Below are 14,337 nucleotides of genomic sequence, written 5' to 3' on the forward strand. Positions count from 1 at the left end.
GCGGAGCGTGAAAAATACCGATTTCTTGCTGCGCCAAAGCAAATTCTTATGGGTAGCGCGTATGGCATCCGGCGGATGTGGAATAGCGGAGAGGCAAACCTGCACGAACCTCCGGACGACTGGACTTTTATGGCGATACGGTCGTGTAGAATAGTTGCATGGCTACCTCTCCTTCGTCGTCCCGCATCACAATTCGCGATGTTGCCGCGCACGCGGCAGTGAATCCATCGACAGTCTCCCGCGCGCTCAATCCGGCGACCCGGCACTTGATTGGTGACGAGGTGGTCAAGCGGGTGCTGGCGTCGGCAAAAGCGCTCGGATATCGCCCCAATGCACTTGCTTCTGCGTTAAGCGGGGGCTCGTCGAAGGTTGTCGGGGTGCTTCTGCCGGACATTGAAAACCCCGTTTTTCCTCCCATCATCCGGGGCATTGAGGAACAGCTCGCCGCGGAAGGCTTTAGTGTTCTCATCGCCAACCTCGTCGTTGGAAGCTCCGAGCAGGAACAGGAGCAAGCACTCGAGCAGATGCTTTCAAGGCAGGTAGATGGCCTCATTCTTGCCACCGCGGCCCGCGAAGATCCGCTGGTGCGCCGCTGTATCCTGGAAGACATCCCGGTTGTCCTTGTCAATCGCGGCGAACAGGATGGGCGGGTTCCGGAAGTCGTCAACGATGACATTCTTTCCATGAAACTCGCTGTCGATCATTTGATCGATCTTGGTCACGCGAGCATTGCCCATGTGTCGGGACCGCTTACGCTGGCGACCGGCCACTCACGGCATCAAGGCTTCCTGATTGCCGCGCGCCAGCACGGTCTGGCCGATACGCCGATCGTGGAGGCGACCGAGTTCACCCGGGAAGCGGGGCGCATTGCGTGCGGGAAGCTCCTTAAGCGGCACAAGGGTGTGACCGCCATTGTCGCGGCAAACGACCTGATTGCGCTCGGGTGCTACGACGCGCTCCAGGCTGCCAACCTGCGGTGTCCTGAAGACGTTTCGATCATCGGCCACAATGACATGCCCTTGGTTGACATGTTGAATCCGCCGCTATCGACGATTCGCATCCAGCACCGGGAAATGGGCAAGCAAGGTGCCAGGCTGCTGCTGGACCGGATTCAGAAACGTGATGGCGCAATCGTACGTATTACCTTGCCACCGAAGTTGATGGCGCGCGGCTCAACCTGCCAGGTTGCGAAACCGGCTGATCGCGCACCGGCAAGGAAAAAGGCGATGGAACGCGGCCCCGCGACGTAACGCAGAACCCTGGCCCGACATTTCTCGTCGGTGGCCCGCGATGTCGACTTGATTCGTTCCCCGACCATGCACTACCAATGCCCGGCTTCGTTATGCCGGGCACCTGCTTGATCCCGCGTCTTTCAGGAATTCCTCTGTCTTCGTCATCATCCCGCATCTCCATGCGACATTCGGCAATTATAATGCAATCGTTTGCACCATAATTAAAACCGAGGTACAGTGGCGTCTGTTTGTCATTGTCCGCGCCTGGCTCGTTGCTTCAAGTTGCGAGCGGTCTGTCTCGACCGATTTCCGGGTGCAGGATAGTCATTTCTGACCGAGCGACGACAGGAAGAAGCCATGGACTTTACGACCCAGATGCAAGTGCCCCGCATCGTCTTCGCGGAAGGTGCGCTGGCGCGTCTTCCTGATGAGCTGGCCAGGCTCGGCCCCGGGAATGCGCTATTGATCGCGACGCCTCGCCGCAACTTAGTTGTGGAGCAGGTGCGGGATGCCTTGGGTTCGCGCTTTTCCGGGGTATTTCCCCACGCCGCGATGCACGTGCCTGCAGAGACGGTTCGCGCGGCCGTCAATGAAGCGCGCCGCATTCGCGCTGACTGCCTTGTCGCGATAGGTGGCGGCTCGCCCCTAGGTCTGGCCAAAGCCGTCGCGCGAGAGATGGATGTCCCGATTGTGGCAATTCCGACGACGTATGCCGGCTCCGAGATGACGTCAATTTTCGGGATCACAGAGAGCGCTCGCAAGACGACCGGGCGCGATCCCCGCGTGCTTCCGAAAGTCGTGATCTACGACCCGCTGCTGAGCGTCGACCTGCCAGTAACGACTTCTGTGAGCAGCGGCTTCAACGCGATGGCCCATGCCGTCGAAGGAATGTATGCGGCCGATGCAAGTCCGCTTACGTCGCTGCTAGCGGCCGGAGCTGTGCGCGCTCTGAAAAAAGGACTTCTTCAGGTATCTTCCGATCCGCATAACCTGGCGGGCCGCGCAGACTGCCTGTACGGCGCGGCACTGGCCGGGATCGTCCTGGGAAGCGTCAGCATGGGGCTCCACCACCAGTTATGCCACGTCCTCGGCGGCACCTACAACTTGCTCCACGCGGAACTCCACGCCGTGTTGCTGCCGCACGTCCTGTCCTATAACGCGCCTGCTGCGCCCGCCGCTGCAGAGAGCATTGCCGGGGCACTGGACTGCCGGGACGCGGCGCTGGAATTGCATACGCTCGCCGGCCAGCTCGAGATCCCGCGTAACCTGCAGGCATTGGGCGTTCCGCCGGAGGCGCTGCATGATGTCGCAGTGCAGGTAGCCGCGCGACCGTACATGAATCCGCGCTTGCCGACCGAAAATGAGGTGCTCGACTTGCTGCAGCGGGCGTACATCGGGAATGCGCCAGGCGGATGGTGATTAATGGCTGCACCAATGAACGTCAAGCGCACTTACGGCCTGACCACGGCCATCTTGCACAGCGACCGGGAAAAGCCGATCGAGCACGGCGCCCTCCATAAGCCGATCCATGCCGGCGTCGCGTTCGGATATCGGGACGCGCGCGACCTTGCGCAGGTGTTTCAAGGCAAGCAAGCCGGTTTTCGCTATGGACGCCAGGGCAATCCGACGGTGGGTGCGCTGGAGGACAAGATCAATACGCTCGAGCAGGGCGCCGGAACCGTCTGCTTTGCGACCGGCATGGCTGCCATTGCGGCAGTCGCAACCGCCCTGCTGCGCCGGGGCGACCATGTCGTTGCCTCCGCCTACCTCTTCGGTAATACCCATAGCCTCTGGGAGTCCATGGCAGGAAAGGGCATCGACGTGGATTTCGTGGATACGACAAGGGCGAGTGCAGTCGAGCAGGCGCTGCGGCCGGCGACGCGGCTCGTCTTTACCGAAACCATCGCCAACCCGCGCACACAGGTCGCCGACCTGGCCCGCATCGGCGCGCTCTGTAACGAGCGCGGCATCCTGTACGCGGTGGACAACACCATGACGTCCGCATGCCTGTTCCAGCCCCGGAATGCCGGAGCCGGCCTGGTCGTCAATTCGCTGACCAAATACTACGCCGGGCACGGCAATGCGCTTGGCGGAAGCGTTACCGATACGGGGCTTTTCGACTGGCGCGGTTTTCCCAACCTGGGCGAGCCGAGCAAGAACGGACCTGCCAGCGGATGGGGGCTCGCGCAATTGCGTGCGAAAGGCTTGCGCGATTTCGGCGCGGCGCTAGGACCTGAAGCGGCCCATCATATTGCCGTCGGCATGGAGACAATAGCGTTGCGTATCGCGCGGCAATGCGCAAATGCGCGCGCGCTCGCGTCGATGCTGGCGGCCGACCCGCGCGTCAAGGCTGTGTATTACCCCGGCCTGGCGACGCATTCCCAGCATGCGCTCGCGGCGCAGCTTTTCGCCGATTTCGGAGCATTGCTCAGCTTTGAGCTGGACGAAGGAATCGATTGCTTCGATTACATCAACCGGCTACGGCTGGGTGTTGCAGCGAGCAATCTTGGCGACACGCGAACACTCGTGATACCGGTTGCCCATACGATTTTCTACGAGGTGGGAGCGCAGCGCCGCGCTGCAATGGGAATCGCGGAAGGGCTCATTCGTGTCTCGGTCGGGATTGAAGACACCTCGGACCTGGTGAATGATTTCCAGGCAGCGCTAGCGGACTGACGCCGCTCACCCCCGGACAGGACGCAATGCCCTTGTTTGCATCGCCCTGGCGTTCCGGCAGGGCATAAAGTTCCCCTCCATCTCATTTCAATCGCGCTTGACACGCGATTTCATGCAAACTACAATGCAAACGTTTGCATACGGCTTTATTTCGATGCTCCCGCGGACTTGATGCCCGCGTCGAGCTACATACAAATCGGAGTCCGGATATGGGCAATAAAAAGATTATCGATACCGAAGCATCCATCACGCCGATCGTCCTCGATGCGCTTACGCGCACCGAAGATGCGCGATTGAGAGAGCTGCTGGTCGCGTTTGTCAGGCACGCACATGCACTGATCAGGGAGGTGAACCTGACCCAGGAAGAATTCGATGCGGCCCTGCGCTTTATCGGTGCCATAGGGCAGGCCAATACTGAGCTGCACAATGAGGTCGTCCTGGCCGCCGACGTGCTGGGAATATCGACGCTCGTTGCTTTGCGCAACAATCCCACGGACCACGGACAAACGGCTGCGGCGCTGCTGGGACCGTTCTGGCGCCTGAATGCCCCGGACTGCGGATGCGGAGAATCGATTGCCCGTTCAAACACGCCGGGCGCGCCGATGTATGTCGCCGGGCAGGTGCGGTCCGTCAACGGACAGCCTATCGCTGGCGCGGTCGTCGATGTATGGCAGGCATCTCCCGTCGGCCTGTACGAGAACCAGGACCCGGAGCAGGAAGAGATGAACCTGCGAGGCAAGTTTCGCACGAACGAAAACGGCTCCTATCACTTCTACTCGGTCTGCCCGGCGGGATACCCCGTGCCGACCCACGGTCCGGTCGGCGGCCTGCTCGAGGCAATCGGCCGTCACCCCTACCGGCCGGCGCACGTCCACTTCATGGTGTCCGCGCCCGGCTACAAAACGCTGATCACACAGGTATTCGCGGACAACTCCGAGCATCTCGAAAGTGACGTCGTATTTGGGGTGACGAAGCACCTGATCGGCCACTTCAAGCGCAATGACACGCCCAATCCGGAGCTGCCGGCCATGAAGCCGCCGTTTTACACGCTCAACTACGACTTCGTGCTGGAGGAGGGAGAACAGTCCTTCCCCGAGCCGCCCATCAAGTAACGCAGCCAGTCATCGAGGAAGCCATGAACGATAGCGTAAAGCACACTCTTTCCGGCCAGGTCGCCGTCATTGCAGGCGGCACGGGCGGTATCGGGTACGCAGCCGCACGACGCCTTGCCGAATGCGGCGCCAAGGTCGTATTGCTCACCCGCTCCGACACGGAAAAAGCCGCCGCGATGGCGGCGGAACTGCCGGGAAGCGGACACGGCGCACTGTTCGCGGCGATCGACGACAGCGCGACATTGCGCGCCGCGGCGGACGCGGTGCAGGTCCGCTGGGGCAGGGCCGACATCCTGGTCAACAGCGCCGGCATGACCAAGCCGGTGCCGCACAAGGACCTCGACGCGCTGGATGACGCACTGATCGATCAGCTGTTCATTGCGAATTGGCGCGGCCCGTTCGCCACTATCCGCGCCTTCGCGCCACTGCTGCGCGCGTCCGGCAACGGCCTAGTTGTCAATGTGTCGTCCATTGCCGCAACCACCGGCATCGGCAGCAATGTCGCCTACTGCGCAGCCAAGGCAGGGCTTGACGTAATGGCGACGTCCCTGGGGCGGGCGCTTGCACCGGATATCCGGGTCATCAGCGTGTCGCCGGGTGTGGTCGACACAACGTTCGTGCCGGGCCGCGACGCGACGTTCAACGAAAAGCAGGCGGCGACTACGCCGCTCAAGCGCATCGGTTCACCCGACGACATTGCCGCGGCGATCGAGGCGTGCGCCACCACGCTCAAATTCGTCACCGGGACCACCATCCAGGTTGACGGCGGACGCCATCTGGGTGCCGCGTAATCCGATCAACATCGAGACGAAGAGACGCCATGCAAAACAAGGTCATCATTACCTGTGCCGTGACCGGCAACATCACCAAGCCGGACCAGCATCCCAACCTTCCGATTACGCCCCGGCAGATTGCCGATGCCGCACTCGAAGCGGCGGAAGCGGGCGCGGCCGTTGCCCACATCCACGTGCGCGATCCGGAAACCGGAATGCCGTCGATGAAGCTTGAGTACTACAGGGAGGTCATGGAACTGATCCGCGCGAAAAGCCGGGCCATGGTCATCAACCTGACGACCGGACCCGGCGGACGCTTCATTCCCAGCCAGGACGATCCGAAGGTGGCTGCGCCGGGAAGCACGCTGATGGTGCCGGAAAAGCGCGTCGAGCATATCCCGATCCTCAAGCCGGACATCTGCACCCTGGACCTGAACACGATGAACTCGGGCCCCGACGTCGTCATCAACACGCCGGCCAATGTCATTCGCATGGCCAAGGTAATCAACACTGCCGGCGTCAAACCGGAGATCGAAATCTTCGACTCCGGCGATCTGCATCTGGCCCATGACCTGATCCGTACCGGCGTCCTCAAGGGGCCGGGCCTGTTCAGCTTTGTCCTGGGCGTGAACTACGGATTCTCCGCTACCCCGGAAACCATGCTGTACGCCCGCAGCCTGCTGCCGCAGGGAGCCGTCTGGACCGGGTTCGGCATCGGCCGGCATGAATTTCCAATGGTCGCGCAATCCTATTTGTATGGCGGACATGTGCGTGTCGGATTCGAGGATAACCTGTACCTGGAGAAGGGCGTACTCGCCCCGTCGAACGCCGCGCTGGTGCAGCGAGCGCGCGAGATTGTCGAATCGATCGGCGGGCAAATTGCAAGTGCGCAAGAGGCGCGCGCCATCCTGGGCTTGCCAGCATGACCGCGCCGGTCGAACTCGCCCCCGCATTCCTTGGCGCGAAGCCGGCGGTGAATGACAGCGCCTTCGTTGCCAGCAATGCCGTTTTGCTGGGGAACGTGGAGGTAGGCGCCGATTCCTCGATCTGGTTCGGCTGCGTGCTTCGCGGCGATGTGCAGGCTATTCGCATCGGCATGCGCAGCAACATCCAGGACGGCACCATCATTCACTGCAGCACAAACGGCAACCCGACGCAGATCGGGAACGACGTCACCGTCGGCCATGCCGCCGTCCTCCATTCCTGCACGATCGGAGACGGTGCGTTTGTCGGGATCGGCGCACGCATTCTAGACGGCGCAGTGATCGAAAGCGGGGCAATGATCGCCGCCGGAGCGGTCGTGACACCGGGAAAAGTCGTTGGCAGCGGCGAGCTCTGGGCAGGGAATCCGGCCCGCTTGCTGCGCCCGCTGACTGACATCGATCGAAACGCAATGCAACGCAACGCACAGCGCTATGTGCTCCTTGCCAGGCATTACCGGTCCCAACATCCACATACTTACAACTGGAGTACTTCAATATGAGCGCAATTCGCGTTTTTGAAAAAGCAGAAAACATTGACCGCCTCGCATTGCAGGTGGAAGAGCAGTCCCGTCCCGCCGCCGGAAAGGGCGAGTGCGTGATCGAGATTCATGCCGCCGGCGTCAATCCCAGCGACGTCAAGGCGACGCTGGGCCTGATGCCGCACGCGGTATGGCCGCGCACGCCGGGCCGCGACTATGCCGGCGTCGTCGTCGACGGGCCGGGCGAATGGATCGGCAAGGAAGTGTGGGGCAGCGGCGGCGAGCTCGGCATCCGCCGCAACGGCACCCACGCAAAATATCTCGCAGTACGTACCGAAAGCGTCCGCGAAAAACCGAAGACTGTCTCCATGCTGGAAGCCGGCGCTGTCGGTGTTCCCTTCATTACCGCCTATGAAGGTTTGCGCCGGGCCGGGATGCCGAAGAAGGGCGACGTCGTGCTGGTCCTGGGCGGGAATGGCAAGGTCGGACAGGCAGCGATCCAACTCGCCACGCGGGCCGGGGCGCAGGTTTTTGCTGTCGAGCGTACGAGCCAGCTATACCGCGGACATGCGAACGGACTGGTCGAAATGATTGACGCCAGCACGAATGACATCGCTACCTATGTGCATGAGCGCACGGGCGGCCATGGCGCTGATATCGTCTACAACACCGTCGGCAGCCCGTATTTCGAGCAGGCCAACCGTGCGATGGCGACCGGCGCCTTCCAGATCTTCATTTCGACGATCGAAAAGCCGGTGCCGTTCGACATCTTCGCGTTCTACCGCGGCCAGCATACTTATGTAGGGATCGACACCCTCGCCATGGACAGCGCGGCAGGCGCGAAGATTCTTGACGAACTAGCCCCCGGCTTTCTGGACGGCTCGCTCAAGCCGTTCCCGGTGCAAGAGAACACGGTGTACTCGCTTGAAGAGGCAACGCACGCCTATCGCGCTGTGCTGACCGGTTCCAGCGAACGCGTTGTGCTGAAGCCATGAACGTCACCCGTTTCGATACGGCGCCGGCATATTACCCGCCGAACCACGACCGCATGCACTGCCTGCGCTTGCAGGGACACGAGGCAGGTCCGTCCGATACGCTCTGGCTCGGGGTGTCGCACATCCTGCCGGGCGGCGGTACTACCCTGGATGCGTCGACGGTGGAAAAGCATTACGTGGTGCTGGATGGCGAGGTAGTGGTGGTGACAGAAGACGGTGAGGCAGTCTTGCACAAGCATGACTCCTGCCGTCTGGCACCTGGCGAAAAGCGCGCGTTAAAAAACAAGACGAACCGCCCGGCCACCATTCTGCTGGCGATGCCCTATCAGACCAAGCAGCCCGGCTGAGCAAGCCTGGCCATGCGCTGCGGCCGACGGGGCGGCAGCACATGGCCGGCTTCAGCATTATTTGCTCAACCCCTTTCCGAGTAAGAGTTAGATGAGAGACATGACGATGCAAAGTCCGCCCATGGCACAGGCCGACAGTTCCAAGAGCAAACCTTTCTACACCAGGCTTTATGTGCAAGTGCTGATCGCCATTGCACTCGGCATCCTGCTGGGCCACCTCAATTCCAGGCTGGCGATAGACATGAAACCGCTTGGCGACGGCTTCATCAAGCTGATCAAGATGTTGATCGGCCCTGTCGTGTTCTGCACGGTAGTGTCAGGCATTTCGGGAATGCAGGACATGAAGAAGGTCGGGCGCGTCGGCGGCAAGGCCTTGCTTTACTTCGAAGTGGTGTCCACCCTGGCCCTGCTGATCGGCCTCGTCGTCGGAAATGTGTTGCGCCCGGGAGACGGCTTTAATGTGAACGCCGCCTCGCTCGACGTTAAGGAGGTCACCGATTATGCGGGCAAGGCCAAGCAGCTCGGCACGACCGAATTCTTGTTGAATATTATTCCCAATACCGTGGTGGATGCCTTTGCCAAGGGGGACATCCTTCCGGTGATTCTTGTCTCGATCCTGTTCGGACTCGCATTGGCCGCAATGGGACCGAAATGCCGTCCAGTGACCGACCTGGTCGACGCAGCCGGGCACGCCGTCTTCGCGGCCGTCAACTTTGTGATGAAATTTGCACCGGTCGGCGCCTTTGGAGCGATGGCGTTCACTATCGGCAAATACGGTGTCGGCGCGCTGGGTCCGCTTGTGAAACTGATCGGCACGTTCTATCTGACATCGTTCCTGTTTGTCTTCCTTGTCCTTGGCTTGATCGCAAAGGTGACGGGCTTCAGCATCTTCAAATTCCTCGCCTATATCAAGGAGGAGATCTTCCTTGTGCTGGCAACCAGTTCTTCCGATACGGCGTTGCCGACCTTGATGGCCAAGCTGGAAAAGCTCGGTTGCTCCAGGCCACTGGTCGGATTGGTGGTGCCCACCGGCTACACGTTCAATACGGATGGTACGAGCATCTACATGACGATGGCAGCGCTGTTTGTTGCCCAGGCGACGAACACCGACCTTACTCTGACGCAGCAACTGGCCATTTTCGGCGTTGCCATGCTGACTTCCAAGGGAGCCAGTGGGGTCCAGGGTGCGTCGTTTATCGCGCTTGTCGGGACGCTTGCTGTGGTGCCCGCGATTCCGGTGGCGGGTATGGCGCTCATTCTCGGCATCGACCGGTTCATGAGCGAAGCACGTGCACTGGTGAACATGATCGGGAATGGTGTGGCCACCGTGGTGATGTCGCGTTGGGAAAACGAACTCGATCGCGAAAAGCTGAAAGCAATTTCTTAAGGGTATTTCAACTACAGGCGCTGTGCTGCGAAACCCGCGGCACAGCGCCTTTTCTTTTAGGACTTGAAAATGACTCTGCTCACAAAGATCCGGATCGGGCAGCGGCTCGCGATTGCGTTCTTTTTGCTCCTGTTGATTGCCGCCATCATGACCAGCGTCGGAATCCTGCGCCTCGAGCATGCCGGTGCGGCTACAGAACGGATGGCAATTGCCAGCCTGTCCAAGGAACGTCTTGCCGTGGAGTGGCTCAACCGGGTGAGCGCAAACGCGGTACGCGCCACCGCGCTGGCAAAGACGAACGACGAGAACGTGAAACGATTCTTCCAGTCTCAAATAGACGAGCAGGCCAGGATCATCGGCGCGCTTCAGAAGGAAATCGATGCCAAGGCCGACAGCGACGACGAGCGCGGATTCCTCAAGGCCATTGCCGAGCGGCGGACAGAGTACCTGCGGATACGGGAATCGATTGCCAGGGAGAAGGCCGCAGGTCGGGACGCGGAGGCGGCGAAGCTCATCGACACCAGTATGACGCCGGCGCTTGCCCGCTATGTAAGCGCAATTCGCGCGTTCTCTGAGTATGAACAGCAGCTGATCGATGCCAGCGCGCATGGCATCAACGATACGATCACCGCGAGCCGCCGGCTGCTCGTCGCTCTGGGAATGGCCGGGACGTTGCTGGGCGCGTTCCTGGCGCTGGCAATCACGCGCAGCATTACCAGGCCGCTGCGCGAGGCTGCCGAATTCGCCAGCCGCGTCTCCCGTGGCGATCTGACATCGCGACTCACCTACCGCGGGCGAGACGAGGTCGGTGCGCTTATTGATGCCTTGAATTCGATGAACGAGGATCTCCGCCACATGATTGGCGGAGTGAGGTCCGCCGTTGCCGAGATTTCTTGCGCGTCGAGCGACATTGCACGGGGCAATACAGACCTTCTCTCGCGCACGGAATCACAGGCCAGCGCCCTGGAAGAAACGGCCGGTTCGATGGAACAGATCACTGCGATGGTCACGCGAAACGCGGACAGTACGCAGCAAGCGAAAGTTATAGCAGCAACGGCAATGGAAGCCGCTACCAGCGGACAGGTGGTCGTGAATGATGTAGTCCATACAATGGAATCCATCAAGGCCGGGTCGCGGCGTGTTGCGGACATTACAAGCGTGATCGACAGCATTGCGTTCCAGACCAACATCCTCGCCTTGAATGCTGCCGTCGAGGCGGCACGTGCCGGCGAAAACGGGCGCGGCTTTGCTGTCGTGGCGACCGAAGTGCGTCAGCTTGCAAGCCGCTCGTCCGACGCCGCGCGCGAGATCAAGGCACTGATTACGGAATCCGGCAACAAGGTCGATTGCGGCTCGACCCTCGTAGCCAACGCAGGCAGCGCGATGGGCGATATCGTGGATGCGGTGCGGCGCGTTGCGGATCTGATGGACGATATCGCGATTGCGGGAAGCGAACAGAGCAGGGGGCTGCAGGAGATCAATAGCGCGCTGCGCCAACTCGACGGCATCACCCAGGAAAATGCGGCGCTGGCCGAGGAGGCCGCGGCATCGGCCCACAGGGCGTGCCACCAGGCAGGCACTCTGAGCAATGCAGTCGCCGCGTTTCAGGTTGACGCCGCAACAATGCCTGTTGGCGTGGCGAACCGGCCTCTCGACGCGTTGCGGCCGATGATCCGGTTCAGTCCGGCGGCCGATACGGAAAAAGAGGCTGGCCGCAGCCCGGTGGCCCAGGCCGCGGGTTAAATCTCATCCGGCAGCAAGCCTTGCGGCAATAGCTCGAGATAGCACGCCGGTTGCGGATGTTCCTCAAGGGCGTCTCCTGCTGGAACCAGAAGGCGCTCGACAGGGAAGGCTTCCATGAGGCTGCGCGCGGTGGCGAAGTGCAGGATGTCGTTCATGATGCTTCACGTCCAATATGTGCCATTCCCTCGCGATAGCGGTCCAGGTTCGTCAGCGGACGGCGAGCGACACCGCTGGCCATGGCAGCTGCGGCGACGGCCGGCGCAAGCCAGGCGGCAAGGCGCGGGTCGAAGGGAGATGGGATCAGGCGTGCGCGCGTCAGCGCGGATTCGCCTGTCGCCGAGTCCGCCATTGGTTGCCTTGCCAGCTGCGCGATTGCGTTCACGCAGGCGAGCTTCATTGCTTCATTGATTGTCGTAGCACCGACATCCAGGGCGCCACGGAAAATATAGGGAAAGCACAGCACGTTGTTGATCTGGTTCGGGTAGTCGGAGCGCCCGGTTGCGACGATGGCGTCCGGACGAATCGCATGGACGTCTTCCGGCAGGATTTCCGGAAGCGGGTTGGCAAGGGCAAACACGATGGGGTCGCGCGCCATGCGGGCGACCATTTCCCTGGTGACCACACCTCCCTGGGACAGTCCAAGGAAGACATCGGCGCCGGCCATCGCTTCCGCCAGCGTGCGGTCGTTCGTGTCCGCCTGGTAGCGCGCCTTGTTTGGCTCCATATTGGCGTCACGCCCGCGATAGATCACGCCACGGCTGTCGCACACCTTGATGTTTCGTCGGTCGAGGCCGAGCGACACCAGCAGGTCAAGGCAGGCGATCGCTGCAGCACCTGCGCCTGACACTGCAACATTGACTTTGTCGATGTCCTTGCCCGCAAGTGAAAGCGCATTGAGGATGCCGGCGCCGACGATGATGGCAGTGCCGTGCTGATCGTCATGGAAGATCGGAATCCGCATCCGCTCTCGCAACTGGCGTTCGATGTAGAAGCATTCCGGCGCCTTGATGTCCTCGAGATTGATGCCTCCGAATGTCGGTTCGAGCCGGACGATGGTGTCGATGAGCAGATCGGGATCGTTCTCCGCGATTTCCAGATCGAAGACGTCAATATCGGCAAATTTCTTGAACAGGCATGCTTTGCCTTCCATGACCGGCTTGCTGGCAAGCGGGCCGATGTCACCGAGGCCGAGCACGGCTGTGCCGTTGGTGATGACGGCGACGAGATTGGCGCGCGAGGTCAGTCGTTCCGCCGCGACAGGGTCTGCCGCAATAGCCTCGCATGCGTGGGCAACGCCCGGCGAGTAGGCGAGTGTGAGCGATTTGGCGTCGGCGAGTTCTTTGGTGGGGGCCACCGAGATCTTTCCGGGCCGCGGATTCGCATGATACGAAAGTGCCGCTTGTTTGAGTAAGGTTGAGTTCATGCATTGGCTTTCATGAGGTAAGGAAGCGCCGCGGCCGCCAAACGGAGCGGCATGCCGCCGTGCGTCGCTGTGCCAGGCGGCAGCGCCGCCTGGCATCCTTGTTCAGAACGAATGGCGCATGCCGATGGCGACGACGCTTGAATCCGCTCCGGCGCCAGTGTCCAGTTCATTGATTGCAAACTGGTACAGGCCATTGCGCTTGTTGTCGATACGCGTCACATACGAAAACAGGCTGGTGCGTTTGGACAAGGCGTAGTCGTAGCCCAGGGTGTAGTGGGTCGCGCCGGTATCGCTGCCGCTGCGGAGCGGACCGAGGGTCGCGGTGGACGATCCCGATCCATCCTGCGCGCGTGCGACACCGAAGCGGAGGCCGTGCGGCCCTATCTGATGGGTGGCGGACAGGTAGTAGGCATTGCGCTCCAGCGGGCCGCTTGGCGTTTGATAACGCAGCCTCTCCGCCACGCCTGCGACGCGCGTGGCGCCGAAGCGATAGGCGACGCCAAGCTTCGTGCCCTTGTCATCGAGGCCGGCGCCCTGGTAATCCGTGTGCAATTCGTGCGCAAGCGTCAGGTACCAGTCGCCGCTTTCGTATATCGCAGCGAAAGAGGTGAGGGAAGGCTTGCGTACCGCGGTTTTCTCTTCGCTCAAACCGTGCGCCAGGCGAACGGAAAAGCCATTCCAGTTCGGGGACCAGTAATGGAGGCTGTTTTGCTGGCGGCGATCGAAGGAGGTGGTATCGATGACATTGTTGGAGGTCGGCGCCGACCCGTTGCCCATGATGCTCATGTAGCCGGCAGTCGTCGGATAGAAGGGGTCAAGTTGAGCAGTCGAGCTCGTATATGGCGTTGTCCAGTTCCCGCCGAACACCGTGCCGAACGGGGTGGACAGGCCGACCCGCGTATCACGGTTGGCAATGCCGCCCGAACCGGTGTCCACCGACAGCGCGCCTTCAATTTGCCAGAGGGCGCGCAGGCCGCTGCCCAGGTCTTCGTCACCCCGGAAACCGAGGACGGAGCGGTAGTTCGAAAGACGGGTAACGTTGCCGAGTGTGGTGCCGGCAGTGTCGGCCGAGGTATGCACGTACTCGAGCGCCGTGTTAAGCCGGCCGTAGATCTGGACCTGCTGCGCGAACACCGGCATGGCCGTGAAGGCCAGCCAGGCAGCGAGGCATTTTTTTAGTTCCATGA

The 14,337-nt window shown here is 61.3% G+C and carries 13 protein-coding genes and 1 pseudogene; 11 read left to right on the forward strand and 3 right to left on the reverse strand.

The window, feature by feature from the left end:
• Nucleotides 1-158 precede the first annotated feature (158 nt).
• The 11 genes from AYR66_RS14255 (at nucleotide 159) to AYR66_RS14305 (ending at nucleotide 11,727) form a co-directional block, all read left to right on the forward strand.
• Nucleotides 159-1,250 carry a LacI family DNA-binding transcriptional regulator gene (locus tag AYR66_RS14255; RefSeq protein ID WP_088708030.1) on the forward strand — a complete coding sequence of 364 codons (1,092 nt, stop codon included), beginning with the start codon at nucleotides 159-161 and terminating at the stop codon, nucleotides 1,248-1,250.
• Nucleotides 1,251-1,589: 339 nt separating this feature from the next.
• Nucleotides 1,590-2,651, forward strand: coding sequence for a maleylacetate reductase (locus AYR66_RS14260; RefSeq protein WP_088708031.1), 1,062 nt, complete (start codon nucleotides 1,590-1,592; stop codon nucleotides 2,649-2,651).
• Nucleotides 2,652-2,666: 15 nt separating this feature from the next.
• A complete protein-coding gene (locus AYR66_RS14265) occupies nucleotides 2,667-3,908 on the forward strand; it encodes a cystathionine gamma-synthase family protein (RefSeq protein WP_088708032.1) in 1,242 nt (413 codons plus the stop codon).
• Between the two features lie 209 nt (nucleotides 3,909-4,117).
• Nucleotides 4,118-5,020 (forward strand): dioxygenase family protein, encoded by a 903-nt coding sequence (locus tag AYR66_RS14270; RefSeq protein ID WP_088708033.1) that lies wholly within the window; start codon nucleotides 4,118-4,120, stop codon nucleotides 5,018-5,020.
• A 23-nt stretch (nucleotides 5,021-5,043) separates the two neighbouring features.
• Nucleotides 5,044-5,811, forward strand: coding sequence for an SDR family NAD(P)-dependent oxidoreductase (locus AYR66_RS14275; protein ID WP_088708034.1), 768 nt, complete (start codon nucleotides 5,044-5,046; stop codon nucleotides 5,809-5,811).
• 29 nt (nucleotides 5,812-5,840) lie between these two features.
• On the forward strand, nucleotides 5,841-6,719 hold the full coding sequence (locus AYR66_RS14280; RefSeq protein ID WP_088708035.1) for a beta-keto acid cleavage family enzyme: 879 nt from the start codon (nucleotides 5,841-5,843) through the stop codon (nucleotides 6,717-6,719).
• Nucleotides 6,716-7,276 carry a gamma carbonic anhydrase family protein gene (locus AYR66_RS14285; protein ID WP_088708036.1) on the forward strand — a complete coding sequence of 187 codons (561 nt, stop codon included), beginning with the start codon at nucleotides 6,716-6,718 and terminating at the stop codon, nucleotides 7,274-7,276. Before AYR66_RS14280 ends, AYR66_RS14285 begins: the two co-directional genes overlap by 4 nt.
• Nucleotides 7,273-8,250 carry a quinone oxidoreductase family protein gene (locus AYR66_RS14290; RefSeq protein WP_088708037.1) on the forward strand — a complete coding sequence of 326 codons (978 nt, stop codon included), beginning with the start codon at nucleotides 7,273-7,275 and terminating at the stop codon, nucleotides 8,248-8,250. The genes AYR66_RS14285 and AYR66_RS14290 overlap by 4 nt, the downstream gene beginning before the upstream one ends.
• Complete coding sequence (locus AYR66_RS14295) at nucleotides 8,247-8,597, forward strand: cupin domain-containing protein (RefSeq protein ID WP_088708038.1); 351 nt, start codon at nucleotides 8,247-8,249, stop codon at nucleotides 8,595-8,597. Before AYR66_RS14290 ends, AYR66_RS14295 begins: the two co-directional genes overlap by 4 nt.
• A 121-nt stretch (nucleotides 8,598-8,718) precedes the next feature.
• Nucleotides 8,719-9,984, forward strand: a complete 1,266-nt coding sequence (locus tag AYR66_RS14300; RefSeq protein ID WP_088709817.1) for a dicarboxylate/amino acid:cation symporter — start codon at nucleotides 8,719-8,721, stop codon at nucleotides 9,982-9,984.
• 69 nt (nucleotides 9,985-10,053) lie between these two features.
• On the forward strand, nucleotides 10,054-11,727 hold the full coding sequence (locus AYR66_RS14305) for a methyl-accepting chemotaxis protein (protein WP_088708039.1): 1,674 nt from the start codon (nucleotides 10,054-10,056) through the stop codon (nucleotides 11,725-11,727).
• On the opposite strand, the gene AYR66_RS28905 is transcribed toward AYR66_RS14305, so the two are convergent.
• The 3 genes and pseudogenes from AYR66_RS28905 to AYR66_RS14315 all read right to left on the reverse strand — a co-directional run bounded on the left by AYR66_RS28905 (nucleotide 11,724) and on the right by AYR66_RS14315 (nucleotide 14,335).
• Complete coding sequence (locus tag AYR66_RS28905; protein WP_170942146.1) at nucleotides 11,724-11,882, reverse strand: hypothetical protein; 159 nt, start codon at nucleotides 11,880-11,882, stop codon at nucleotides 11,724-11,726. The genes AYR66_RS14305 and AYR66_RS28905 overlap by 4 nt on opposite strands.
• Nucleotides 11,883-11,911: 29 nt before the next feature.
• Nucleotides 11,912-13,150: pseudogene (locus AYR66_RS14310) on the reverse strand (malic enzyme-like NAD(P)-binding protein); the annotation flags it as partial.
• Between the two features lie 102 nt (nucleotides 13,151-13,252).
• Entirely contained in the window at nucleotides 13,253-14,335 is a 1,083-nt protein-coding gene (locus AYR66_RS14315; RefSeq protein WP_088709818.1) for a porin, read from the reverse strand.
• Nucleotides 14,336-14,337: the final 2 nt, after the last annotated feature.

It is taken from the genome of Noviherbaspirillum denitrificans (assembly GCF_002211445.1).
In the GTDB taxonomy this organism is placed as follows: Bacteria; Pseudomonadota; Gammaproteobacteria; order Burkholderiales; family Burkholderiaceae_D; genus Noviherbaspirillum; species Noviherbaspirillum denitrificans.